This is a genomic window from Chryseobacterium geocarposphaerae (assembly GCF_002797535.1).
Lineage (GTDB): Bacteria > Bacteroidota > Bacteroidia > Flavobacteriales > Weeksellaceae > Chryseobacterium > Chryseobacterium geocarposphaerae.
In genome coordinates this window covers 564,024-590,892 of sequence record NZ_PGFD01000001.1, presented here as the reverse complement: position 1 = coordinate 590,892, position 26,869 = coordinate 564,024, and the positions used below count along the sequence as shown (strand labels likewise).

Below are 26,869 nucleotides of genomic sequence, written 5' to 3'. Positions count from 1 at the left end.
CATATTTTAACCTAGTCTTATTTTGATAAAAAAGACAGCTGTAAGAAAATTTTTAGATTCTTTCAGGTTTCAAATTCTGAATAGCAGAAAACCTAATAAAGCTCCTCCTAACACCACAAAAGCACTGTTAACTTTGGTAAACCTGAAGACAAAAATCAGACTGATAACTGCAATGGCTATAGTACGCCAATCCGCAACGCTGTCTTTTGCCATTTCATAGCACACAGCTACAATAATAGCTACTGAAGCAACATTTACTGCATCTAAAAATGTGGATAAAATTTTTGAATTGCGGACTCGTTTCATCAACGGATGAAGTATTGCCACGAATACAAATGAAGGCAGGAAAATAGCAATGGTGGAAAATACAGCGCCTGAAAAACCGTTAATTTGAAAGCCTATAAAAGTAACTGAAGAAAAGACCGGACCTGGTGTAAATTGTCCTACTGCAATAGCATCTATCAGTTGTTGGCGTGTTAGCAAACCTGTTGATACCAATTCAGCATCTAAAAAAGCAAACAAAACGTAGCCGCTTCCGTACAGAATAGCACCAATTTTAAGGAAAACCAGAAAAAGATGAAAATTTTTAGATGATAGAAAACCGGAATCCGGAATTTGTAATAATACCGCCGGAATAAAGGAATGAACTTCACTCCGCTTATTGATAAGATACAATAATACAGCTAACAGACCTGCTCCAAATAAGAGAAAAATTTCATTGATCCCCAATAAAGATAAAATCAGCACACTTATACCAACAAACCAGAGCCGTAATGTTTTCAGTGATTTCTTGCCCAAAGGATAAATGGCTGCTAAAATAACCGATATAATCGCAGGTTTTATCCCATAAATAAAAGGCTGAACTTCCGGAAGCTGTCCATATTCTTTATACAGCCATGCAAAAAATAAAGTAATGAGAACTGCGGGACCTATAAAGCATAATCCCGCTACAATAAGTCCTTTCCAGCCAGCTCTGTCTTGCCCGATATGGATTGCCATCTCTGTACTGTTAGGTCCGGGTATTAAATTGGTTGCTCCTATCATATCCAGAAAATGTTCCTCGGTCATCCATTGACGCTTTATTACGACTTCCTGCCTCATCATGGCAATATGAGCAGCAGGTCCTCCAAAAGCCGTAATCCCTAACTTTAGGAAAATACGTGCAAGTTCTTTCAGTTTATTTTCCTTTTTCATGAATTACTATATATTCGTCAAGTAAATGGATGCTATTTTTCATTATGCAATTTAAAATCCTGATTTTTCATAATATAGAAATTTCAGATGTAATGAAATTTTTTCATAAAATTACACAGATTTATGAGATGATAAAGTTTTTCATACATTCTTATATTTTCAAACATTCACAATCTTTTAACGGCTAAGAAATTTGATTTAAATAGATGAAATCCTTCTATTCTATTTCTACAAAACAAATATTATATATCCAATTTGTTTACATCATAACCGTATACCCAGTGCATCTTCTTCTTTTCCATATTAATAAAATATTTTAACATACTGTCTCTGAATAAATTGATTACCCAATTAGGCTTTGATTTTGCCTTACCGATTTTTCTTGCCTGCGCAATAATTTTTGCTACTCTGCCGGATCTTAATTGCTGAAATCGGGAAAAAGCAAGTTCAGGATCATCATATTTGATTAAGCACTTTGCCAACACCGCACCATCTTCCAGAGCCAATGAAGCTCCCTGTCCGGTATGTGGTGAAATAGCATGGGCAGCATCCCCTATTAAGCAAACTCTTCCGGCGTACCATCTTTCCAGCACAGGCATATCAAAGATAGGATAAGCAAATAAATCATTACTTGCCGTAATAATCTCACTGATTTTTCTGTGATCTTGAGCATGCAGCTCCAAAAGATCTTTTTTTATTTTGAGTTGTTGAGACTCGTCATCCGAAACCGGGCGATGTGGCTCCTGTTCAGCATCATAATTGTTAAACCACCATGTTTCTCCCGTATTGGTCGTTGAAAACCCGAAAAACGCCTGTTTGCCAAACATCATTTTTATAGCTTCTGAAGGTGTTGCCTGATTGGGAATTTTTACAACTGCTCCTGTAGATAGCATTTTTGTGTAGTTGGGTTGCGGTGAATCCGGAAAGAGCAGTTTTCTGCATTTTGAATGAATACCATCTGCACCTATCAGATAATCATAACCCTGATAGTTTTCTTTACTGGTTTTTATATTTATCTTTTCTCCAAAATACTCAATAGACTCTAATTTACACTCATATTCTACAAAACATCCTAATTCAATTAGCATTTCATGTAATAAATTACTTATTGCCGATCTCTTCACCTGGATACTGGCTATTCCATAAGCATCGTTTTGATAGGAAGCATCCAATTCGGCAATCTGTTTTGCTTTCGAATTGTAAAAACGAAGTGTTCCGGGAACATATTCATCATAGATCCTGGAAATATCAATAAGATTAGCAAGGACATTCAATCCATTTGGTGATATTCCTAAGAACAGCCCCTCTGTCATTTCTTCCCTGGAACGGGCTTCAATAATTGTTACCCAAGCTCCTTTTTTAAGCAGTTCAATTGCTAATGCCGGACCGGCAATTCCGGCTCCAACAATCATTACTTTCTTATTATTCATGATACATTTTTTTAGATCCATCATCCGTTTTAAGTTTTGAAATATATACATAACCTATATTTACCAATATATATAACCCAACACGTACATAATTAAAGTTTTTCCAAGCTATTGCTTCTTTCAATAAGCCGGGATCTACAACCGGTCTGACTTTCATGGCCATAAATGACATCAAAGTAGGTGCGAAATACTGTAAAGTCCAGACTCTTAAACCTATATGGATAAGCAATAAAAATAACATAGCGTTTCGTCTCTGTTTGAAACGCCAATTAAAAAAAAGAGCTAATAGCAGAAAGATCTCATGAATAGAATGAACTATTATCCAAAAAAGCTTGAAATCTAAGCCATAAGCGGTCTTAAAGAAAAATAAGGATGCAGGTGGTCCCGCCGTCCATGCAGGAACCATAATTGCAGTTTCCCACAATTGCGCTCCGTTCATTACAAAATAAAGTGCAGTAGCGATATATAGCCAATTATCTGCTCGTGAAGTTGTATTGGTCATTTCCATTTATTAATATTTTTGGTTTTATATAATAGAGTATTTAAGTATCTTTACCGTAAAGCAAATTATTAACATCATTAAATATCTTAATGACAAAGATAAATTATTTTTATGAACAGCAAAAAAAAAACAGAACAAATTGAGCATCTGACAACTATTAACAACCTGACCAGAGAATTCTCTACGGTTACAGTACTCATGCATCAGGCAATTGCACAAAAGGCCGGCCTTGTCGGTACAGATCATAAATATATAGACTTACTTCTTCAACACGGTTCTATGACTGCCGGACAGCTTGCTGAATTAAGTGGCATTACTACGGGAGCGGTAACCGCAATGATTGACAGACTTGAAAAAAGCAAATTGGTGAAACGTGAGCGTCAAACTGATGACAGAAGAAAAGTTTTAGTAGTCCTGGACCAAGAAGAAGCATTCAAACGTATCGGACCAGCTTTTATGACGATGCAGGAGGATCTTAAACAGCTGTATAATGACTTTACTGAAACGGAACTTGCAACGGTAGAGAAATACTTAAAAGCTGCTATTGAATTCTCCAATAAACAGATCCGGAACCTGAATGAAAATTAATACTACTGATACTATAACGCTAGCTTTCTCTTCTTTGCAAGACATAACTTTGTCTTTAGGAGAGATTGCCTGATACACTTTATAACATTTTACGACATACCAGTTCAATATTATTGGATATTCTCTTCTATTTATAATTCAAATAAAATCTAATTAAAAAAAAGACCGATCGTTTTATTTTTTTATTTAATTTTGCTATAGATTAGACCGATCGGTTTATTTTATTAATAATATTAAAAAGAAAAGAATAAAAAATGGAAGAATTTGATATTACCATTATCGGATCAGGTCCGGGAGGATACGTGGCAGCAATAAAAAGTGCTCAACTGGGATATAAAACGGCTATAGTCGAAAAATACAGTACCTTGGGCGGCACCTGTACCAACGTAGGATGTATCCCTACCAAAGCACTATTGGACAGTACTCATCATTATGCAGATGCTGTAAAAACTTTTCAAAATCATGGTATAGAATTTTCAGATATCCGGCTCAATTTTGAACAGGTCTTCAAGCGCAAATCTGAAGTGGTAACTAAAAATACACAAGGCCTGGATTTTTTGATGAGAAAGAATAAGATTAAAGTTTTACAAGGCTCCGGTTCCTTTCTTAACAATGAATCTTTAAAAATCTCACATGCTGATCAAACAGAAACCGTTATAAAATCAAAGAAGTTTATTATTGCTACAGGATCAAAACCAGCAACCATTCCGGGAGTTACCATCGATAAAAAAAGAATCATTACTTCTACAGAAGCGCTGGCTATGAACAAAAAACCTGAGAGTATTGTAATCATTGGCGGAGGTGTAATAGGTGTAGAAATGGCTTCAATTTTCAACAGGATCGGTACCAAGGTAACTATTTTGGAATATGCCGATAATCTGATTGCCAATATGGATCAGGAATTAGGGAGTACTCTGGCTAAAATTTTAACTAAAGAAGGTGTTGAAATAAAACTTCAGGAAGCCGTTTACAAAGCAGAGAACTATGGTGACAAAGCTAAAGTCTATTTTAAAAATAAACAAGGCCTCGAACAGGAGCTTACCGCCGATTATATTTTAGTTGCTGTCGGCAGAAAGCCGTATGTGATCGGTCTGGGCTTAGAAAACACCAATGTAGAATTAAATGCTAATGGTACGATCAAGGTGGACGACCTGCTCCAGACAACAGCCTCAAATATTTTTGCAATTGGTGATGTTATTGGCGGAGCTATGCTTGCCCACAAAGCAGAAGAAGAAGCTGTATTTGTTGTCGAAAGAATTCATGGACAAAAATCACATATTGACTATGACCGTATTCCGTCAGTAGTTTACACCTGGCCAGAAGTCGCTTCAATAGGAGCGACAGAAGAAGCATTAAAAAAGCGTGGATTAGAATATAATGTCGGTAAATTTCCGTTCGCAGTGAATGCCAGAGCCAGAGCAGGAATGGAAACGGATGGTTTTGTAAAAGTACTTTCTGATCCTAAATATGGAGAACTTTTAGGAGTGCATATAATAGGTGCAAGAGCTGCCGATTTAATAGCCCAAGCAGTTACCGGTTTGGAATTTGAAATTACGGCAAAAGATATGGCCTCAATCTGCTATGCCCATCCTACTTATTCGGAAGTACTAAAAGAGGCCTATACAATTGCTTCAGGTGAACCTTCGGTAAATATTTAAAACTTTTACACGATCAGTATTTATGACAGGAACAGTTTTTACAAGTAAGCTAATAATGCTTAAAATGTGCGCCAACATTATCTTTATTAATAATGTTCTTATGCCCTTTAAAAATTGTTCCGATACTGATCCATATAGTGGAAAAAAGCAGAGATAAACAGGTAATTCCCAGTCCGGCTTTATAAAGCTCGTATTCAACAATATTTGTTTTATAAGCAATAGATAAGGCAAGAATCCCAAACTCTCCCGTTTGCGAAAGTAATGCACCCCCGTAAAGACTATCCTTCCATTTAAAGTTTAAAAACCTGAAAAAAACAGCAGACATAATACTGTTACTGATCAGTACCACTATCGTACCTAAAACAATAAGTTTATAATTGGATATAAGATAAGGAATATCCATACGAAGACCAATGGATACAAAGAATAATGAAACAAAGAAAACCTTAAAAGGCAGTAAAGAATGCTCAAGCCAGTGAAAAGCTTTCATCTTTCCCACCAAAACACCGGCAATAAAGCTTCCCAATGCGGCACTCATACCGATAGCTTCCGCTAAAACCCCGAATCCGAGACAAATAAAAAGCCCTGAAAAAACCTGTAAATCATGATCATTCTCTAAAAAAGAATATGAAAAATTAATTTCCCTGATATGTCTGATCTTTCTGAAAATAAAGAAAATAGCTAAGCATACAGCCAAGGGTAATATAAAGCTAAAAAAATTATATTTTTCACCACTCCAAAATTTCAGAACTGTCAAAGCCGGCGCCAAAAGGAGATCCTGCAACAGCAAAATATTCAAAATAACAATTCCGAATGCCGTATGTATTGTACCGTGCTTCTTTAAAAATTCAACGACAACGGCAGTACTATTAAATGTAAAAAGCATGGCAATGAGCACAATACTTTTATCATCAAGACTAAGAAATTTTCCAATAAAATAGGCAAAAAGTAAGCTTAAAACTATTTTTATACTTTGTGCTAGTAATGGTTTAATAATTAAGCTTTTCTTATTAGGAATATTGATTTCCATCCCTATAAAGAACATAAGCAGCAATATGCCTATTTCTCCAACCACTTCTATTTCTTCAGGCTGGGTAAAAAGCTTCAATACATGAGGACCAAGTAATATCCCCGCAATAATATAGGCAATAAGGTAGGGCTGATTCAGCTTTTTCAGCAAAAACATCAATCCCAACGTTGTCATACATAAAACACATACTGTCCAAAGCATATTTTCAGTATTATAGCGTTAGTATTTAATATTTATTCAGTCTTACTAGGTAAGCAGCAAATTGCTACTTTAATGAGGCTATATCAGTTAGCAAAATCATACAGAATGAAAAGTATAATAAATATATACTCTATGATTTTATGAAAACAAGCCCCGCATTGAGGCTTGTTTTTCGATAGGATCTAAGACAATTAATTTATTTCAATTAACCTTGGAGGTTTTTGTTTGGCCTCTTCCTTTTTAGGAATGGTCAACATCAATAAACCATTTTCATATTTGGCTTGAATATTTTCCTGATCGACAACATCTTTTGGCAATTCAAAACTTCTCTGAAATGACTGATAACTGAATTCCCGTCGGGTATAATTTCCATCCTGGCTTTCGTTACTATCTTGTTTAGAGGAAGAAATAGTCAGAAGCTGTCCATCAAGTTTAATTTCAAAATCATTCTTCTCCATACCCGGAGCCGCTACCTGTACCTGGTAAGTATCGGCATTTTCTACAATATTGACTGAAGGAACAGTAGTGCTTGTAGATGAATAATTATTGTTCCCCCAATTAAAAAGTTCACGATTAAAAAAATCATCAAAAAGATTTGGAACTCCTGGCATGTTGCTCCAATTTTTCTTAATAAGATTCATAATAATGCTTTTTTAAAGTTAAACAATTTATTACTTAAATCTCAGCTGGCCAGCTGTTTGAAAAATCAGATTCAAAAAAAATACCAATTCAAAAAACATGATTTTTTTTCATACATACTGTCAAAATTTCAGTTTTGTGTCAAAGTGACCATCAAGTATAACGATCTAATATAATAATATAAATGATAAGAATTATCTGTTTTTATAATGAATTATAGGAAGACGTTTCAAAATCTCTGCACTTTGCTCCGGCGTAATATCACGTTGAGCTTCAGCAAGCATTTCATAGCCAACCATAAACTTTTTCACTTCCGCACTTCTCAGCAATGGCGGATAAAAATGCATATGAAAATGCCACTCCGGATAAGGTTTTCCATCGGTTGGCGACTGATGAATTCCGGCTGAATACGGAAATGAAATTTCAAAAAGATTGTCGTATTTCGTGGTTACATCTTTTATTATTGATGCCAAAGAATGCTTTTCTTCTTCAGAAAACTCAATCAGATTTTCAATCTTTCTTTTGCTCACGACCATCGTTTCGTAAGGCCAGACTGCCCAGAAAGGAACTAATGCAACAAAATCCTCATTTTCAAGAATAATTCTTTCATTAATTTCCAACTCTTTTTTTACGTAATCTTCCAAGAGTGAAGTTCCGTTTTTGTCAAAATATTTTTTAAGATTTTCCTGTGCTTTCGACACAATAGATGGAATTGAAGATTGCGCCCAGATCTGACCGTGCGGATGCGGATTACTGCATCCCATCACCTGACCTTTATTCTCAAAAATCTGAACGTGATTGATATAATCCAGATTTCCTAACTCTTCATATTGTTTCTGCCATACATCAACAACTTTTTTAATGTCACCAACTTCCATTTCAGGCAACGTAAGACTGTGATTTTCTGAAAAGCAAATAACACGGTTGATCCCTCGTTCAGGCTTTAATAAAAAGAAATCTGAAGTCTCCTCAGAAAATTCAACATCATCTTTCATCAGAGAACCGAAATCATTATCAAAAACATAGACACCTTTGTAATCTGGATTTCTTTCGCCATTAACACGAACATTTCCTGAACACAAATAACAATTCGGGTCGTGAGCTGGAAGCTGTTCCTGTAAAGTTTTTTCGGTCTGTCCCTGCCAAGGTCGATTCGCCCGTTGCGGAGAAACCAGAATCCACTCATCCAAAAGCGGATTATATCTTCTGTGAGGATGATTTTTTTGATTAAATGACGATTTCATTTCTAAGGTATTCATTAATTCCGTCCGATATTTTTACTCTGTAGACTTTCATTTCGATGTTGTAAGCCTGTTTATATTGAGCACTGATATGGTCAATAACTTCATCAACATTTTCATCTTTAATAAGGTTAATACTGCAGCCGCCAAAACCGCCACCCATAATTCTTGCTCCTAAAACGCCTTCCTCCTTTAAAGTTTCCTCAACCATAAAGTCGAGCTCATCACAGCTTACTTCAAATTCTGTCGAAAGTCCGGAATGGGTTTCGTTCAAAAGTTGACCAAGATATTCTACATCACCTCCTGATAAAGCTTTTGCGGCCCGCTCTACCCTTTTTATTTCTTTCAAAAGGTAAAAACATCTTTTGTATGACGTCTCGCCCATTTCTCCTCTTACTTCATCCAGCATTTCAAAACTGAAATCCCTGAATTTCTGTACTTCGGGAAACTTTTCCGATAATATTTTTTTACCGTTGTCAACATCTCTCCTTCGATCGTTGTAACCGGAAGTAAGATGGGTATGTTTAACGCAACTGTCAAAAAGAACCAAACTGTAACCATCAATATTGGCTTCAAAATACTGATGTTCCAAAGAGTTGCAATCGAGCATAATCACTTTATGCTCTTTTCCGAAGACTGACGAAAATTGGTCCATAATTCCGCATTTTACGCCTACAAAAGTATGTTCGGATTTCTGACCAATGACTGCTATTTCTTTTTTGTTTAAATGTAAATCGAAAATTTCGTTGAGAATATAAGCAAAACCACATTCCAAAGCTGCCGATGATGACAGACCTGAACCCATCGGAATCGTACTACTGAAAGCAATCTGCAAACCTCCGACTTCTTTTCCCGATTCCTGAATGACATTAAAAACGCCCAACAAATAATTGACCCACGTCTGCGAGACCGGAAACTGTTTTTCATTAACATCAAAACTGAAAGAATCATTGAAATCTTTGGCAAAAAAAGAAATTGTAGAATCATCCGTTTTTTTTACGGCAAAGCAAATGTGCTTATCAATGGCAGCCGGAAGCACAAAACCATCGCTGTAATCGACGTGTTCTCCGATGATATTGATTCTTCCCGGAGCGAGGAAAATCCGTTCCGCGTCTGAGCTAAAAGCTGTTTGAAAAGCCTCTTTGGTATAATTGATTAATTTCTCCTGCATAAAATCTGCAAATTATATTTTGATGGGAAAGTTTAAATTTTAAAATTTTGATTAAAGTTACGGTTTTCTGTTCAGGTGACTGTCCTGCTCAATCGGAGAAGTGACGGGCTTCATACTGATAGCCCTTCCTCTTTTTCTGTGCCGATTACTTTCTTTTTAACCACTAAGAGCACAAAGAGATTCACAAGGAGCATAAAACTTGTGACCTTTATGCAAACTTTGTGTTCCTTGTGGTAATACACGCATTTTCTAACAATGCAATATTACAGGTTTTCTGATTTTCTGCTCATCACTTTTTTCACCGCTGCCACGATATCATTCGCAGTTAATCCGTATTTTTCCATCAGTTGATCAGGAGTTCCGCTTTCCCCGAAACTGTCGTTTACGGCAACATATTCCTGAGGTGCAAGATATTCTGTAATCAGAAGCTGTGCAACGCTGTCGCCCAATCCGCCTAGTCTATTGTGTTCTTCCGCAGTTACTACACAGCCCGTCTTTTTAACGGAATTAAGAATTGCTTCAGCATCTAAAGGTTTAATGGTATGAATATTAATAATTTCCGCATCGATGCCCTGTTCTTCCAGAATTTCTCCGGCTTTAATGGCTTCCCAAACCAAATGCCCTGTTGCAACGATCGTAACATCTTTTCCTTCATTTACCATCCACGCTTTTCCGATTTCGAATGTTTGATTTTCATCAGTAAAAACAGGAATCACGGGACGTCCAAAACGTAGATAAACCGGACCTTCGTAATCTGCAATGGCAATGGTTGCCGCTTTCGTCTGGTTGTAATCACAGGTGTTGATGACAGTCATTCCGGGAAGCATTTTCATCAATCCAATATCTTCAAGAATTTGATGTGTTGCACCATCTTCACCTAAAGTTAAACCCGCGTGAGAAGCACAAATTTTCACATTCTTCCCTGAGTAAGCCACCGACTGACGAATCTGATCGTACACTCTTCCAGTAGAAAAGTTAGCGAAAGTTCCGGTAAACGGAATTTTGTCTTCCGTTGCCAGACCTGCTGCCATTCCAATCATATTGGCTTCTGCAATTCCGATTTGGAAAAATCTTTCCGGTGCTTTTTCGATGAATTTTTCAAATTTTAAGGAACCGATAAGATCCGCACAAAGTCCGACAACGTTGGGATTTTTATCGGCCAATTCTGCCATTCCTGCTCCAAAACCGCTTCGGGTGTCTTTTTTTTCTGTGTAGGTATATTTTTTCATTGTTTTATCTGTTGATGGTTGTCAGTTGATGGTTGTCAGAAGTTGAAGTAGATTGTAGACATTAATTTGTTTTCTATCAACTAAAAACAATCAACCAACAACGAATTAATAATCGCCTAAAGTTTCTTCGAGTTGATCTAAAGCTTTTTGTAATTGTTCGTCATTCGGTGCTTTTCCGTGCCACGCGTGAGTTCCCATCATATAATCGACACCGCAACCCATTTCTGTTTTCAGAAGAATACAAATCGGCTGACCTTTCCCGGTCAAAGATTTGGCTTCGTCCAGAACTTTCAGAATTTCTTCCATATCATTTCCGTTTTCTACCTCAAGAACTTTCCAGTCAAAGGCTTCAAACTTAGTTTTAAGATTTCCGAGAGAAAGAACTTTGGAAGTTGGACCGTCAATTTGCTGTCCGTTATAATCTACGGTGGCGATGAGATTGTCAACTCTGTTGTGAGAGGCATACATAATCGCTTCCCAGTTTTGGCCTTCCTGCAATTCACCATCACCGTGAAGACTGAAAACAAGATTCGGGTCTTTATCTAATTTCTTTCCAACTGCGTGACCGACTGCCACAGACAATCCCTGTCCAAGCGAACCGGAAGCAATACGAACTCCGGGAAGATGCTCGTGCGTTGTCGGATGTCCCTGCAATCTGGAATTCAGTTTTCTGAAAGTTGCCAGCTCAGATTTGTCGAAATAGCCTGCGTGCGCCAAAACACTGTAAAAGACAGGAGAAATATGGCCGTTGGAAAGATAAAAGACATCTTCACCTTTTCCTGTCATATCAAATCCCTCTTTTCTCTTCATCGCATCAAAATAAAGAGCTACGAGAAAATCTGTACATCCTAATGAACCGCCCGGATGGCCCGACTGGCAGGCGTGAACCATTCTTACAATATCTCTGCGCACCTGCGAAGCAATATTTTTTAATTTTTGAATATCGTGCATAATTTTATTGCATTTTTTGTGAATCTTTGATGAACTGCTCCAAGCCAGAATCCGTTAAAGGATGCTTCAGCAGTGACAAAATCGGAGGCAAAGGACAAGTTACGACATCGGCACCAACTTTTGCGCAGTTGATGATGTGCATCGAGTGACGAACAGATGCTGCCAAAATCTCAGTTTCATATCCATAATTATCGAAAATGGTCCTGATTTCCTGGATTAAATGAAGACCATCTGTGGAAACATCATCTAATCTTCCTAAAAATGGAGAAACATAAGTTGCTCCTGCTTTTGCCGCTAAAAGTGCCTGTCCTGCGGAGAAAATTAATGTACAATTGGTACGGATCCCTTTTTGGGAAAAATATTTGATTGCCTTGATTCCGTCTTTGATGATGGGAACTTTTACCACGATATTCGGATGGATGGCTGCCAATTCCTCGCCTTCTTTGATCATTTCTTCATAAGTCGTGGAGAGAACTTCTGCCGAAATATCCCCGTCTACAATTTCACAAATGTCTTTGTAATGCTGCAAAATAGCTTCTTTTCCGCTGATTCCTTCTTTTGCCATCAGGGACGGATTGGTGGTAACGCCATCAAGAATTCCCAGATCCTGAGCTTCTCTTATCTGATCAAGATTGGCAGTGTCAATAAAAAATTTCATAGATTATATTGTTAATTTTATTTAAGTGTTAAATTTACACTTAAATAACAAAACAAACAACTTCCTGTATCAAAAAGATTTAGAAAGTTATTTGTTTAAATTTAATTAGGTTGATTAATTGTGATGTCCCATATTGAGCTTGATTTTCTTTAGATCTTCAAGCTGGTGAACAGGTTTTTCAATATCAGACGGAATTGGTCTTTTGGAAAATGTCTGAAAATAGAGTAAACACGCATCTTTCCACCAAACGGCATCCTTTGCCTGAATTTTCAGTTTATCCTGAACCTCAGAGAATCTTTGCTGATCAGTATAAGGTTGCATTTTGTCCCAGACTTTCTGATAATCTCTCACTTCGTGAACACCCAAATCATATTTGTAACACAACTCCTCCCAAAGCGTTTTTCCGTCTTTCATCTTGTAATCCCAAGGAACGTGATGGAACCATAGAATCAGGTTTTCAGGGGTCGTTTTAATGTTATTATAGATTTCGTTAAGCGGCGGAAAATACTGCGAAACGGCATTGCTTCCCGTTTTTGTTCTATCGAATCCGATTCCTTCTGCGTTCGCCTGATGATAATACACCGGCGACCAGTCGGGTCTTCCGCCTTTGTAATCACCCCACGGTTCCGGACCGTAATGGTGACCGCCAGCAAAAATGTGATGAAGACCAAGCGGCATCATATAATCTATGGAAGTTTCGCGTGAAGTAAGCATTATTTCTTTGACCGGATTTACGAAGTTTTTATTATCCGTAAAAGTCATTTTAATCCATTCATCTGCAATCTGTTCTGAGGTTAAATCGTGATTCCAGGCCAAGCGTCCGAAAGCGTACCAATTGGCCTGTGCAAAGTGATGTCCCGTCCAGTTTGTATCTTCTCCGATATTGGCAACGGCGGAAATAGCCGTCAGTTTTGCAGATCTCAATGTTCCGTCCGTGATTTTAGCAATCGTAGAACCTTTTCCGTCCGAAAAAGTATCACTGTCCAACGTTTCTTTGAATAACGGCGCAAGATAAACCAGATGATTGGCCTGTCCTAAATATTCCTGAGTAATCTGAAATTCGGCCATTTCCGAAGTCTTCCTCAATGCTCCGAAAAGCGGGTTGAAAGCTTCTCTCGGCTGGAAATCAACCGGTCCGTTTTTAATCTGAATAATCACATTATCCCTGAATTGTCCGTCTAAGGGAACAAACTCCAAATAAGCCTGTTTTGCCCTGTCATCTTTACTCGGACTGTACACAAATGCCCTCCACATCACAATTCCGCCATAAGGTTTCAGGACATCGGCCATCATATTCGCTCCGTCTGCATGGGTTCTTCCGTAATCCTGCGGCCCGGGCTGCCCTTCAGAATTGGCTTTCACCAGAAATCCTCCAAAATCAGGAATTAATTTATAAATTTCTGCAGCCTTATCTTTCCACCATTTCTGAACATCTTTATTCAATGGATCTGAATTTTCCAATCCGCCTAAAACTTTTGGTGAAGAAAAATTAACGGAAAGATAAACTTTGATACCGTAAGGCCTGAAAATATCGGCTAAAGCTTTAACTTTTTTAAGATAATCTTCACGAAGCATATTCGGTGAAGCATTCACATTATTAAAAACCGCCGCATTGATTCCTATGGATGCGTTGGCTCTTGCATATTCTTCGTATCTCGGCGAAAGTTTATTAGGCAAGTCTTCCCACTTCCAAAGCGAATGACCGGCATAACCACGTTCAATGGTTCCGTCGAGATTGTCCCAATGGTTGAGAATGCGTACATCGTAGGAAGGTTTTTCTTCAAGTTTTAGATTAGAAAAATTGGTTTTCTGCTGTTGTAAATTCAACAAATGATAGCTTCCGTACAGTAATCCTAAGTCTGTTTTTGCTAAAACGCTGATTTTTTTCGGAGTAGAAACGATTTTGTATCCGTCTTTAAAATTTTCCGGAAATCTGTCAATCTTTAAATCAATAGCTTGTCCTGCCCAATGTTGGTTCAGTTCTTTTTTGGCAATTTCAATAGTCGGACTTTTACTGTTTGAATTCACAATATTTCTTGGCTTTGGATTGACCGGATATCTCAGCCATAACTGACTTCCGTCTTCAGCAAAAGCTATTAACGGAAGGATTAGAAACAGTAATATGTAATGTCGGAAATGTTGCATTCTTAAATTTTTAAAATTATTTAAGTTTTGGCTAAAGCCAAATGGTTATCACTTTTTTTAAACGGGCTAAAGCCCGTTCCTATTGATTGTCTTCCAGTCCTTCAATCGTTTTAATTTTACCGTCGTTATCGTATTCAATTTCAATAACCTTCATACTTCTTAGCCACGTTCTTCCGCCGCTTGGAACAGAATCGTGGAAAAACAGATACCATTTCCCTTTAAATTCCACAATGCTGTGATGTGTGGTCCAACCCACAACAGGCGTCAAAATTTCCCCCTGAAAAGTGAACGGACCGTAAGGATTATCACCTGTTGCGTAACAAATCAAATGGGTGTCTCCTGTGGAATATGAAAAGTAATATTTACCGTTGTATTTATGCATCCAGGATGCTTCAAAAAAACGATGCTTATCGCCGTGAAGTAGAGGATTTCCGTTTTCGTCCAAAATCACAACATCTTTCGGCTCTTCTCCAAATTCCAGCATATCATCGCTTAACACTACTACTTTTGATGAAATGGCAGGCTCATTATCGGCAGGAAGAATGGCAGATTCCAATGCTTTGTTATTTCTGTAACGTTGCAATTGTCCGCCCCAGATTCCTCCAAAATACATATAGTGCTTTCCGTTATCCTCAAAAAGACAAGGATCGATGCTGTAACTTCCCATCATCGGATGTTTTTCCGGAATGAAAGGTCCGTAAGGTTTATCGCTCACCGCAACGCCGATTCTGAAAATATCGTTCTTATCTTTCAAAGGGAAATACATATAATATTTGCCATTTTTGAAGGCTACATCGCAATCCCACAGCTGTCTTCCCGACCAAGGAATATCCTTCACCGAAAGAACAACACCGTGGTCCGTCACTTCGCCATTTTCCACATCATCAAGGGAGAAAACGTGATAATCATTCATATCGAAATGGTCGCCGTTGTCATTTTCTTCGATGCCGCTTTCACGGTCGTGGGATGGATAAATGTAAAGTTTTCCTTCAAAAACGTGTACGGAAGGATCTGCCATATAATCGCTTGGGAAAAGGTATTTTGCTTTGTTCATTTTATAGTTTAGATTTTTAAATAATAACTTTTTAGTTAATTTTCTCGCAGATTTTTCAGATTTCGCAGATTATTTAAATAAATCTGCTTAATTAGCTAAATATGCGAGAAAAATATTTATTTTTATTTAGTTAATTCAATGATTTTCTCAACGACAGGTTTTGCCTGGTAATTTCTGTTGAATGGCAATGGATAATCGGTTCTGCCTTTTACAGGGAAATCGTTTTTCCAGGACTGGTTGTCGGTTACGCCCCACAAAGTCACTCGTCTGATTTTATCCTGATGTTTCAGGAACAGTCTGAAGAAATCCAGATAACGGTTTTCCCATTCTTTTGTCACATTTTCAGGTAATCCTTTGGTGTAAGGATTCATTTTCGCCTCATACTCTACTTTGTCGGAAACGTTGGCTGAAGTTCCCCACGGTGAAGGCAGTGCGCTGATTTCCATTTCGGTAACGTTGATTTTTACTCCTGCCGCTGCGTAATCGGTGATTGCTTTTTCGTATTCTTCAAGTTTTGGATTGTCCAATCCAACGTGGGTCTGCATTCCGACTCCATCGATTCTGATTCCTCTGGATTTTAGATTTTTAACAATTTTGGTAACGGTTTTTACTTTTTCCGGAAACCATTCGTTATAATCGTTGTAATAAAGTTCGGCATTCGGGTCAGCTTCCTGCGCATATTGGAAAGCGAGCGGAATAAATTCTTCGCCCAGAATTTCGTAAAATTTGCTTTTGCGGTACGTTCCGTCTTCCATAATGGCTTCGTTTACTACATCCCAACCTTTTACACGACCTTTGTATCTGCCGACCAACGTTGAAATATGGCTTTTCATTCTCTGTTTCAGAACTTCAGGCGAAACATCTTTTCCATCTTTGTCTACGAAAAACCATCTTGGTAATTGAGAATGCCAAATCAACGTGTGACCAATGATGAACATTTTATTCTTTTCTCCGAATTCTACAAATTTGTCTGCATCGCCAAAGAAAAATTTTCCTTCCTGAGGTTGGATAAACATTGATTTCATACAGTTTTCCGCAACAATGGAACTGAATTGTTTTTTGATAATCTCATCCGATTTTACATCAGTTCCGTCAATTTGCGGAAGGCTCATTGCGGTTCCGATGTAGAATTTATTTTTGTAGGCATCTTTCAGGGAATCTTTTGAGGATGCCGAACTTGCTGTTTTGCAGGAAACGGTCAAGGCTAAAATTCCTAATAATGCGGCTATTTTTTTCATTGTTAATTTTTTAAATTTTAAACGCAAAGAGCGCAAAGATTTTTTTGACTACTATACTTTTTTAAGGTTCGCAAATGCGTTACACTCAGCTAAGGAATACAAAAAGTTCAGATAAACATTGTTTTTCTAACCTTGACAATGTTTTTAACAGCGAATCTCTCGCAGCCCGGCTTGAGCGGAAATCCTTTTTTGCATTGGAAAAAGCCTCGGCAAAAAAGATTGGGAGTGGAATACGGATTAAGCTGCCCAAACCTAACAAAGTGGTTCGACGAAGTCAAATAATTAAACAAATATTAATCTTCTTTTTTCCTTCTTTTTTTAAGCTCCTGTTCGATTTGGGTTTCCATTTTTTTGTTGATTTCGTAGAACATTAATAATCCACACGCCGCAAAGAACGGAATAGCCGGAAAAATACTGACCAGCATCTGAGCGCCGTTTGCAACGGATTCCGGCTGGATAACATTTTCGGTTCCTTCAGATGAAATGTAGCCGTAATGCCCGATAATGGAAGAAACCAATGAACTTCCGATACTTAAACCTACCTTTAATCCTACCATCATTGCGGAAAAAATAATTGCTGTGGCGCGTCTGTTGTTTTTCCACTCGGAATAGTCGGCGACATCGGCAATCATTGCCCAAAGCAACGGTGTGCTGATTCCGTAGAAAAACCCGTGCAGAATCTGGGAAAGGAACATTAATCCCACCGATTTCGGCGGATAAAAGATGAATGCGACAATAAATAAAGTTGAAATGAATAAGGAAGCGATGAATGCATCTCTTTTCCCGTATTTATCGGCAAATCTTTTTGAGAAGGTAATCCCGATAATCATCATAATGATTCCGCCGGCATTAAAGAGTCCGAAACCAGCTGAACGAGGGTCCTTACCGAAGAAATTCATTCCGATGGAACTGAAAAAAGCTGTAATCGGCGAAATGAAATTTTTCAAAGAAGTTTCATCGACATAATTGTTGAAATAATAAACGTACGAACCACCTTTCATTGCCAAAGTAATGAAAATCAAGGCTGTAACTACCAACATTATTATCCAAGGTTTGTTTTTCTTTAAATCTTTTAAATCGGCTCCCAAAGAGGACTCCTGCTCCGGTTTTGGAATGACCCTTTCTTTTGTGGTAAAAAATGTGATGAGCAACATAATCGTTCCGATAATTGCTAACCAGGTCATCACAATTTCGATTCCGGCAGCTTTGTCTCCTTTCCCTGCCGATAAAATTATTGGCAACATAAATACCTGAACGAAAAACTGTGCAAACATCACCGCCACAAAACGGTAAGATGAAATACTATTTCGTTCGCCCATATCACCTGTGATTACGCCGCTCAGTGCTGCGTAAGGTAAATTATTAGCTGCGTACAAGAGTAATAAAATTGTGTAAGTTGCTGCTGCGTAAATCATTTTCCCCTGATACGAAAAATTGGGTGTGCTGAATGCAAAAAGTGCTGCTGCACCCAACGGAACGGCAGAAAATAAAATCCACGGACGGAATTTCCCCCATTTGGTTCGTGTTCTGTCTGCCAAAGCGCCGACCAGCGGATTGAACCCAAAACCGGCAATGAGCCCGACAATCAAAGTAATGATGGAAGCGTCTTCCGGCTTTAATCCGTAGATATCGGTGTAAAAATAAGCTAAATAAGTTACCAAAGTCTGGAACACCAGATTGGCCGCTAAATCTCCCAAACTGTAGCCGATTTTTTCAACGACAGATATTTTCTGAGATGAGTTATTCATATGATTGTTGATATTTTTATAATTAATTTCTAAACGCAAAGTCCGCTAAGATTTTTTGACTACTAATCGTTTTTAAGATTCGCAAAGGCGTAAACTCAGCAAAGGCTTAAAGATTACTCCGTTGTAAAAGGCGATGCGGGAAGTCCGGTTTTATTTTTCAGGTCTCCATCGGGATTGTCTGCCCAGTCGTAACGGACTGCAACAGGATTTGTTACCGAATCATTCCAAACCACAATTGTTTTACCTTCGATTTTTGCTTTTGCCCAAGCCCATTTTCCTTCTGAATTTTTGATAGCGAAACCTTTCAGTTCGGCAACGGGAGCGAAATCATCCGTTCCGGGTTTGAAAGTAAGAACGATTTTATTTCCGTCAACTTTCATTGACTGATAAACAGGTCCGTCTGCAACGATGTTTTTTCCATAAGCCAATTTCATCGCCTGTAAAGCCAGCCTGTCTCCTACTGTTTTTTTATCGAGCGGATGAATGTCATTCCATTCTCCGACATCGATGATTACGGCAAGTCCGGCATTCGGAACTTGTAATGACACTTTACGCTGCTGGTCTCTGAGTTCTGCCCAGTTGCTTTCTATCGGCTGTGGTTTTGACTCCATAAAATTGGCTAACTGAACGGTGATAAACGGCATTTCCTTGTTATTGAATTTTTTTCTCCAATCTGTAATCATCGTGGTTAATAAATTGCCGTATTCTTTAGGTTTTCCGGTGTTGCTTTCGCCCTGATACCAAAGTGCACCTTTGATGTTATAATTAATTAAAGGATTAATCATCGCATTGTACAAACCAGTCGGTTTCCAACGTATAAAGGTTTGTCCGGGAGCCATTCTGTCGACTTTTGCCCCGATTTTATATTTCCATTCGGATTTTAAATCTATTTTTTGTTCGTTGATTTCAAGGTAGTACGGTTTGTCGGCGATGAATTGTCCTTTTCCGCTTCCGTTTGAAACTCTTACGGCAATTATGTTTTTACCTTCTTTCAAAATTCCGGCCGGAACGTCGTACCAACGCGGAGGATATTCATAAGTCACATTTCCGACTTTTGTTCCGTTGATGTACGTTACATCCGCATCTTTGATTCTTCCAAGATTTAAAAATGCTGCTTTTCCTGCCTGATTTTTCGTTAAAGTAATTTCTTTTCTGAACCAAACGGAACCATCGAAAGAACCTTCTTTATCTTCCCAAGAACCGGGAATCTGCATCGTTTTCCAATCAGAATCATTTAAATCAAATTTTTCCCAATGCTGGTTTAGTCCAATATCGCTTTGGTCTAATTCCGCATACCAAGCCTTGCTAAGCGCCTGTTCAGAAGATTCTGTAGATTTTATCAAATCATCGTTCTGCCATTTTTTGGCTTCGTCTAAATATTCCGGATATTTTTTCAGCGAATTTTCATCCATCCAAGCCTGAATTGGAGAACCTCCTAAACTGGAGTGAATGATTCCTACAGGAACTTTATTTTTTTCACTTAAATCTTTAGCAAAAAAATAAGCAACACCAGAGAAATTCAGAATGGTTTGAGGATTTGTCGCTTCCCATTTCCCACCGTCTAATTCGGTTTGAGGCGATTTGAAATTATATTTCTGAGGAACCGTGAAAAACCTGATATTCTGATTATTTGCGTTTTTGATTTCATTAGCATACAATGGCGTCAATCTGCGCATCGGCAATTCCATATTCGATTGTCCTGAAGCCAGCCAAACGTCGCCAATCAAAATATCTTTCAAGGTTATTTCGTTGACGGTCATTGTGTACGGACCGCCTGCTTTCTGCTCCGGAAGCACGATTTTCCAGTTACCGTTTTGGTCTGCAGTGGTTTTGTAGCTTTTATTGAGGAATTTAACTTCTACTTTTTCATTGGCATCAGCTTTTCCCCAAATATTTAATTTCTGGTTGCGCTGTAACACCATTCCGTCTGAAACCAATGCGGGAAGCTTGATTTTAGCTTCAACACAAAGACTGCAAATCAAGAGGAATAAGCCCAGAGTTTTAGTGAAAATATTATTTGACATATTAGTTTTATTTTGGTAATTCGTTCAGTAATCTCACTTCAATAATTTTTGGAGTCAGAGATTTTTCGCCTGAAATAAATTTTATGGTAAGTGTTTCTTTATTCTTTTCTGAATCCGGAATTGGGATTAATAATGTTTGTGGGGAATTTCCCATTTTCCCTTCAAAATCTTTTGAAAATGCTTTGATTCCATTAATTTCGGCATTCAAAGTACGATTGTTATTGGCATCGAAATACAATAGGTAAAGATATTTTGCATTTTTAGCCTTATTTCTCATCTGATAGCTGAACCAGCCTTTAGCCTCGCGGAAATGACGGTCTTCCATATAGCCATCGTAAGCATCTTTGCTGTCAAAAAAGTGGTCGGACTCCGGCTGTTGCTCGCCTAACTGAATTTTGTCTGTTGTGATATTATCCAATTTTCGGACAGCTTCTTCTTCCTGGGCTTTCTTCTGCTGAATGACTTCGATTTTATCCTGAGTTGCCTGAGGAAAATAGATGATGTAACGCTCTTCCTGAACCTGATAAAACGGAACAAGTTCCAACCCGTTGCTAAATTTATTCTGAGGATAAAGACCGCTAATTTTAAATGTCAAATCTTTTTGATTAACAGGCTTTAGATGATCCAAAACAGTTGTCGAAGCTCCTAAAATTGTGGGAATCTCATTCAAAGGAATCTGTGGCCCGTGCGCAATATGTCCGCCGCGGCTGTCATCGGCAAATAATCCCTGTTGATTTTCTTTGCCATATTTTGCTGCCAAAACGATGGGTCCGTATCTGAACGCATAATAATCGGAATTATCCGGAAGCTGTTCCGCAGAAAGATGCATCGGCATTTTCATCTCGATGACATCGCCTTTTTTCCATTTTCTGTTGATATTAATATAACCTTCGGAATCGACAGGAATATTGATATTTTTTGAATTAATGAAAACACTTATCTGTGAAGCATTCGTCCATTCCGGAGCTCTTAATTTTAAATTGATTTCCGATTTTGGAGCAAGGTCAAAAATTAATTTTGTTGAAGGTGTTTGTGGAAAATTATTTTCCTGTCTCAGAATCAACTTCTTCTCAGACCATTTTAAAACAGACGGAATAAAAAGATTGACATACAAATCGTTATCAGAATGTGCATAAATCATTTCGCCATACTTCGCGTGGTTTTCCATTCCCGAACCGACGCAGCACCAGAAACTGGTTTCCGGCTGCGAATACACCCTGTAATGACCGGGACGCATAGGCGTGAAATACACAAAACCACCTTTTTCAGGGTTTTGCGTCGAAAGAATATGATTATACAAAGCTCTTTCATAATAATCGAGATAAGAAGATTTCGGGTTTGTAGCGAAAAGTTCTTTGGTCAGTTTCAGCATATTGTAAGTATTGCAGGTTTCGGGGCCTTCAATGCTTTTAATCATTCCGCTGAAATCAGTTGTTGGGTTGAAATGCTCACTCACACTGTTTCCTCCAATAATTGCTGAACGTTTTTGGGTAACATTTGTCCAGAAAAAATCTGCAGCACTGCTCCACTCTTTGTTATGTTCTAAATCAGCAATTCTTTTAAAACCAATCACTTTTGGAATCTGTGTATTGGCGTGAATTCCTGTCAGTTTATCTTCGTGAATCAGCAAAGGATTTAAAATGGCAAGGTGTGAAAAACGATGCGCAAGCTTTAAATATTTTTCATTTTTTGTAATATCATACACATCGGCAAAAACCTCGTTCAGTCCGCCGTGTTCACTTCTCAACATTTCCTGAATCTGCTCATCGGAAAGTCCGGAAACTTCATCTGCCATCCAATCAGTAAGTTTGATAAGCATTTTTTTTGCCTTTTCACTGTCTGCATACCAATAGGCATCACGCAAACCTGAATAAATTTTGTGAATATTATATAATGGAACCCAACGCTCATTCAGCCCGAAAGCTGATGCGCGAATATTGCCATCCGAAATTTCTTTCCAGATTTTTTTTCCGTTCGGAATGCCGGAAATATAGCCGTTTCCTGAAAGATTCTGGCAACGCTCCAGCTCATCGATCATATAATCGAGGCGTTGTTTAACTTTTGCATCGCCTGTTGAAGCGTACATCAGAGCCAAAGCTGAAATATAATGGCCGCCAATGTGACCATCCAATCCTGTATTTTCCCAGTTTGGATAATTTTCTTTTTTAGGGTTGAGTCCTGCTTCTTTCAGATATGGCGCCAACAAACGGTCTGCATCCATCGACATAATGTAGTTCTTATCCGTCTGCATCGCCCTGCTGAAAACACTTTCCGACAAAGCTACTTTATTCAGCGGAAAATAACTGATTGTTTTGCTCACCTGCCCAAAAGCAAGCATGCCCAAACCTAAAAATACTATCAGCAATTTTTTATTCATTAATAAATGTCTATTCAACATTTCTAAAAATAAAAGAAAGAATCAATATGACAAAGAATTTTGCAGAATAAGCCGATGGAATCAAAAAAAAGTATATTTTAAAGTCTTAAAAAAAAGCTGAAAACAGCAAGGACTTATCATAAAAATTAAGATTATTAAAAATCGCGATAATCAGAACCATACGGCTAAATCGCTTGTATAAAAATGAATACGGAATACCAAGTGAAGGCGTCAGTAATTTATATAAATAACTTATCGTATTTTTAAGACTAAGCCTTGACTATAGTTTTCGGGTAAATTTAAAATGAAAGGAAACTTAATTTTAACATATTTTTAACGTTGAGTTCATCTGTTTTTAATGTTTTTAATGAATAAAATATAAGCTTCAGAGCTATTAATTGCTCCCAAAATATTAAGGTAAATGATGAAATCTGGATTTTTTAAAAATAAAAAGTAAAATAAAGTGTATAAAATACATTTATATGGTTTCAACTGTAAAATCAAAGCCTAAAAGCATTAACTTTGCATAAAAATTATAATCGATGACACAAGACTATTCTCATTTTCCACGACATTTGGTAGCTGTTGACTGCATTATTTTCGGGTTCGATGGCGAAAATCTCAAGATCCTTCTGGTACAAAGGAATTTTGAACCGAAAATGGGAGAATGGTCATTAATGGGTGGTTTTATCGGGGATGAAGAAACCTCTGATGAAGCGGCACAGCGTGTCCTGAACACACTTACCGGACTGGAAAATATTTATCTTGAACAGCTCAATTCCTATACTCAAATCGACCGCGAACCGACGGCGAGAATTATGTCGATTTCGTATTATGCACTGATCAATATTGAAAAAAATATTCAGATCAATGAAAAATATAGCGCAAAATGGTTTGACCTACAGGATTTTCCGAGCCTGATTTTTGACCATAATGAAATGGTGAAAGATGCAGTTCTGAGACTTAGAAGAAGGGCTTCCACACGACCTATCGGTTTTGAGCTTCTGCCGGAAAAATTCACGATGAAGGATTTGCAGACTTTATACGAAGCCATCTTCAACGAACAGTATGACAAGCGGAATTTCATCAGCAAAATCAATGCGCTGGATATTCTTGTAAAAACGGAAGGAAAAGATATGAGTTCGTCTAAAAAAGGATCTTTTCTTTACACTTTCGATGAAGAAAAATACAATAAGAAAATTGCGGAAGGCTTTATGTTTAAGATTTAAACCTAAAAACTTCCTGTAAATTTCACTTTGATTCCCAGCTGGAAATTAGCAATGGTTTTAAAGATTTCGATTAAAGTGACACGCTCTATTTTGGTTAGTTTACTGATTTCAATATAATTATCAGGGTGCTTTTTATCAATATTAATCTGGTTCGCCTGATTTTTTAGCCGAAGTGCCATCAGATAATAGTAAGACTGATGCATTTCGTTGTATTGCTGTTGCGTGAAAACTCCTATTTCCGTCAGTTTTTTCATTCGTTCGCCGGTATTCTCTATTTCCAACTGGTTTTTCAACGCATACACACGAAGCAAATCTACAATTGGCGACATCGCAGTTTTGATATCAAAAACCTCTGATTTCCCGATGGTTTGGGTTTTAATTCTTTTCAGAAAAGTCAAAGGCGGTTCGTACTGTAGAGCATTTTTGGCAATATGAGCAAAAAAAAGCTGATTGGGTGAAGCTAATTTTTCCTTGATATAGTTTTTCAGGTCTTTCACAATACTTTCTTCACCATAAATAAAACGGAAATCGAAAAAAGTGGAAAGCTTCATTGCGGTTTCCGGCACCGATTCTTCGATCCATTGGTTGTAATTTCTTTTCCAGTGAGAAAGAGAATGGGTCCATTTGGGATTGCTTGCCATAAAATTTCCTTTGCAGTATTCAAAGCCAATCGTATTGAGATCATCCGAAACTTTTTTGGCAAAATCCAGAAAATATTCCCTTACCATTTCGCGGTGTTCATTGGCTTTATCTTCATAGATAATTCCGTTGTCCTGGTCTGTGCTTAGAGTCTGTTCTTTCCGGCCTTCGCTCCCGGTCACGATAAACGCAAATTTTGCAGGAGGTTTTCCTATCTGCCTGATAACTTTTTCTATTACTTTTCCTGTTATTGTATCAGCAATTGTTGTAATGACCTGACTGGCAATTTCCCCGTGCACTCCCCTTCCCAACAATTGAGTAATAATATCCGGAACCTGTTTCCATTTTTTCTTAAGTTCTTCTACACTTTCAGCCTGTTTTACCGATTGAATAAAAACAAGCGGGCTCTGTCCCTGCTCACTCAACAAGCGATTTCTACTCAGAAAACCTACATATTCGCCATTATCTGTTACGAGAAGATATCTTGATTTGGTTTTAAACATCATCAGAACCGCTTCATAAAGATAAGCGTCGCTGGAAATACTTACGATGGGATTATCCATCACCTCAGAAATTGCAATTCTGGAATCCAGGCAGCGGGCGATAACATTATCTCGCAAGGTAATATCTGTCGCATAGCCGATAATTTCGTCACTTGCTGATTTTTTCACAAAGATGCAGCTTACTTTATGAGTGGCCATCATTTGAGCCGCCTCAAAAACAGGTGTATTTTCTTCGCAGGAAACGATACTTTTATAAGTAATTCCTTTTATTTTTCTTGAGTAAAGCTGGTCAGCCGCAAAATAACTTTCTTCAAACGTTGCAGGCGTTTTCACAAAATGAGAAAATTCCTCATCCAGCATTTTTTTGCCGAAATCTGATGTAAAATAGTGGAAAAAGTCTTCGTAGGCGTTACACAACTCGTAGAATTCCTTTTTCGGTAATGTATAAACAACAGTTCCTTTTTTGGCAATCGCCGATTTCAATGCACGTACTCTGTTCAGAACCACAGATATTCCCCCAAAACAATAAGGCGAATGGTGTATCGAAATACATCTCTTATTTTCCGCTGCATCGAAAAAAAATGTTTCGTATTCTCCGGATTCAATAATGTCTACTCCTCTCATTTCCGTCACTTCCTGGCGATAGACCAAGGTATCTTTGGAAAACTCGGTTCTTGTGAATGTTTCCGAGATTTCTGCAAGAACGGTTTGGGGTAAAAGATGAAAAGGTTCTGTTATTTTTAAAAGTGAAATAATTTTTTCCTGCATCATAGTTATTTCATTTTATGGGTTAAAAACTTTAAACCGGATTCGATTTTCTGATGAATATTCTGAAAGTCAGCTTCTGAAATCTCTCCACGTTTCCGGATCTCAAAAAAACATTTTGCAGTTATTTCTGCATCGATCATCGCATTGTGGAGATGTTCCATTTTTTCATTAAAAAGAAACTCGTAAAGCTGAGGCAGTTTAAAATAGTCAGCTTCCGGATTAACCACATACTCTTTACTTTTAAGCATTGTGCAGTAGAAATGACTCTGCAAAAAAGGATTTTCCAGGTTTGCCCTGTAAAAATCAGCGCTTAATGTGTGAATATCAAACTCTGTAAAATGTCCCGTAATCAAGGGTTGAAATTCTTTTATATCCCTTGAAAGCTTTTCTAAAACCAATGTTCTTTCCTGTCCGTTTTTACTTAGAAATTCTTTGGTAATACCGTGAATTTTCAATGACTTCGAACTGATTTTCAAATCCTCATTAAAAATATAAAAATTTTCACGTTTAACTTCCTGAGCATTTTCGTCATAAATAACCCAGGCCACCTGAACTGCGGAAGGCCAATTATCTTTCTCAGAATAAGGCAGACTCCATCGTTTCGGGATTCCTGTAGTTTCGGTATCGATGAAAAGAAAATAGGTTTTCAAAA

General features: G+C 37.8%; 21 protein-coding genes. 3 read left to right on the top strand and 18 right to left on the bottom strand.

The genetic code is table 11. The features are described 5' to 3' along the window. Nucleotides 1-69: 69 nt before the first annotated feature. The 3 genes from chrA to CLV73_RS02600 form a co-directional block, all read right to left on the bottom strand. The gene (gene chrA, locus CLV73_RS02610) at nucleotides 70-1,194 is read right to left on the bottom strand and encodes a chromate efflux transporter (RefSeq protein ID WP_100375328.1); all 1,125 of its coding nucleotides are present in this window, start codon (nucleotides 1,192-1,194) and stop codon (nucleotides 70-72) included. A gap of 242 nt (nucleotides 1,195-1,436) precedes the next feature. Continuing rightward, entirely contained in the window at nucleotides 1,437-2,624 is a 1,188-nt protein-coding gene (locus CLV73_RS02605) for an FAD-dependent oxidoreductase (protein ID WP_157798703.1), read from the bottom strand. After that, nucleotides 2,617-3,126, bottom strand: a complete 510-nt coding sequence (locus CLV73_RS02600; RefSeq protein ID WP_169925734.1) for a transposase — start codon at nucleotides 3,124-3,126, stop codon at nucleotides 2,617-2,619. Before CLV73_RS02600 ends, CLV73_RS02605 begins: the two co-directional genes overlap by 8 nt. A 111-nt stretch (nucleotides 3,127-3,237) precedes the next feature. Here CLV73_RS02600 and CLV73_RS02595 point away from each other — a divergent pair, with 111 nt between their 5' ends. Both CLV73_RS02595 and lpdA read left to right on the top strand, forming a co-directional pair. Further along, nucleotides 3,238-3,714, top strand: coding sequence for a MarR family winged helix-turn-helix transcriptional regulator (locus tag CLV73_RS02595; protein WP_228424183.1), 477 nt, complete (start codon nucleotides 3,238-3,240; stop codon nucleotides 3,712-3,714). A 254-nt stretch (nucleotides 3,715-3,968) separates the two neighbouring features. Beyond that, nucleotides 3,969-5,372, top strand: coding sequence for a dihydrolipoyl dehydrogenase (gene lpdA, locus CLV73_RS02590; protein WP_100375325.1), 1,404 nt, complete (start codon nucleotides 3,969-3,971; stop codon nucleotides 5,370-5,372). Between the two features lie 49 nt (nucleotides 5,373-5,421). Here the strand turns inward: lpdA and CLV73_RS02585 are convergent, their stop codons facing one another. From CLV73_RS02585 to CLV73_RS02525, 13 genes are all read right to left on the bottom strand, one after another. Continuing rightward, complete coding sequence (locus CLV73_RS02585) at nucleotides 5,422-6,603, bottom strand: cation:proton antiporter (protein ID WP_228424181.1); 1,182 nt, start codon at nucleotides 6,601-6,603, stop codon at nucleotides 5,422-5,424. A gap of 191 nt (nucleotides 6,604-6,794) precedes the next feature. Further along, nucleotides 6,795-7,244, bottom strand: a complete 450-nt coding sequence (locus tag CLV73_RS02580) for an Hsp20/alpha crystallin family protein (RefSeq protein ID WP_100375323.1) — start codon at nucleotides 7,242-7,244, stop codon at nucleotides 6,795-6,797. 192 nt (nucleotides 7,245-7,436) lie between these two features. Beyond that, nucleotides 7,437-8,501 (bottom strand): UDP-glucose--hexose-1-phosphate uridylyltransferase, encoded by a 1,065-nt coding sequence (locus CLV73_RS02575; protein WP_100375322.1) that lies wholly within the window; start codon nucleotides 8,499-8,501, stop codon nucleotides 7,437-7,439. Beyond that, nucleotides 8,470-9,654: a galactokinase gene (gene galK, locus CLV73_RS02570; protein ID WP_100375321.1), complete on the bottom strand. Its 1,185-nt coding sequence runs from the start codon at nucleotides 9,652-9,654 to the stop codon at nucleotides 8,470-8,472. Before galK ends, CLV73_RS02575 begins: the two co-directional genes overlap by 32 nt. Before the next feature lie 263 nt (nucleotides 9,655-9,917). Beyond that, nucleotides 9,918-10,883 (bottom strand): transketolase family protein, encoded by a 966-nt coding sequence (locus tag CLV73_RS02565; protein WP_100375320.1) that lies wholly within the window; start codon nucleotides 10,881-10,883, stop codon nucleotides 9,918-9,920. A 105-nt stretch (nucleotides 10,884-10,988) separates the two neighbouring features. Continuing rightward, nucleotides 10,989-11,834, bottom strand: a complete 846-nt coding sequence (locus CLV73_RS02560; RefSeq protein ID WP_100375319.1) for a transketolase — start codon at nucleotides 11,832-11,834, stop codon at nucleotides 10,989-10,991. Nucleotides 11,835-11,838: 4 nt separating this feature from the next. Further along, nucleotides 11,839-12,492 carry a fructose-6-phosphate aldolase gene (gene fsa / locus CLV73_RS02555; RefSeq protein WP_100375318.1) on the bottom strand — a complete coding sequence of 218 codons (654 nt, stop codon included), beginning with the start codon at nucleotides 12,490-12,492 and terminating at the stop codon, nucleotides 11,839-11,841. Between the two features lie 114 nt (nucleotides 12,493-12,606). Beyond that, entirely contained in the window at nucleotides 12,607-14,637 is a 2,031-nt protein-coding gene (locus tag CLV73_RS02550) for an alpha-glucuronidase (RefSeq protein ID WP_100375317.1), read from the bottom strand. Between the two features lie 79 nt (nucleotides 14,638-14,716). Then, nucleotides 14,717-15,691, bottom strand: a complete 975-nt coding sequence (locus CLV73_RS02545; RefSeq protein WP_100375316.1) for a glycoside hydrolase family 43 protein — start codon at nucleotides 15,689-15,691, stop codon at nucleotides 14,717-14,719. A gap of 122 nt (nucleotides 15,692-15,813) precedes the next feature. Further along, the gene (locus tag CLV73_RS02540; protein ID WP_100375315.1) at nucleotides 15,814-16,929 is read right to left on the bottom strand and encodes an endo-1,4-beta-xylanase; all 1,116 of its coding nucleotides are present in this window, start codon (nucleotides 16,927-16,929) and stop codon (nucleotides 15,814-15,816) included. 293 nt (nucleotides 16,930-17,222) lie between these two features. Further along, a complete protein-coding gene (locus CLV73_RS02535) occupies nucleotides 17,223-18,677 on the bottom strand; it encodes an MFS transporter (RefSeq protein WP_100375314.1) in 1,455 nt (484 codons plus the stop codon). A 113-nt stretch (nucleotides 18,678-18,790) separates the two neighbouring features. Beyond that, the gene (locus CLV73_RS02530) at nucleotides 18,791-20,701 is read right to left on the bottom strand and encodes a sialate O-acetylesterase (protein ID WP_100375313.1); all 1,911 of its coding nucleotides are present in this window, start codon (nucleotides 20,699-20,701) and stop codon (nucleotides 18,791-18,793) included. A 7-nt stretch (nucleotides 20,702-20,708) separates the two neighbouring features. Further along, entirely contained in the window at nucleotides 20,709-23,078 is a 2,370-nt protein-coding gene (locus CLV73_RS02525; RefSeq protein ID WP_100375312.1) for a glycoside hydrolase family 127 protein, read from the bottom strand. 542 nt (nucleotides 23,079-23,620) lie between these two features. On the opposite strand from CLV73_RS02525, the gene CLV73_RS02520 reads away from it, so the two are divergent. Further along, a complete protein-coding gene (locus CLV73_RS02520) occupies nucleotides 23,621-24,307 on the top strand; it encodes an NUDIX hydrolase (protein ID WP_072960988.1) in 687 nt (228 codons plus the stop codon). A gap of 2 nt (nucleotides 24,308-24,309) precedes the next feature. On the opposite strand, the gene CLV73_RS02515 is transcribed toward CLV73_RS02520, so the two are convergent. Both CLV73_RS02515 and CLV73_RS02510 read right to left on the bottom strand, forming a co-directional pair. Continuing rightward, entirely contained in the window at nucleotides 24,310-26,220 is a 1,911-nt protein-coding gene (locus tag CLV73_RS02515; protein ID WP_228424179.1) for a DUF294 nucleotidyltransferase-like domain-containing protein, read from the bottom strand. Nucleotides 26,221-26,222: 2 nt separating this feature from the next. Continuing rightward, nucleotides 26,223-26,867, bottom strand: a complete 645-nt coding sequence (locus tag CLV73_RS02510) for a 3'-5' exonuclease (RefSeq protein WP_100375311.1) — start codon at nucleotides 26,865-26,867, stop codon at nucleotides 26,223-26,225. Between the last annotated feature and the right edge of the window lie 2 nt (nucleotides 26,868-26,869).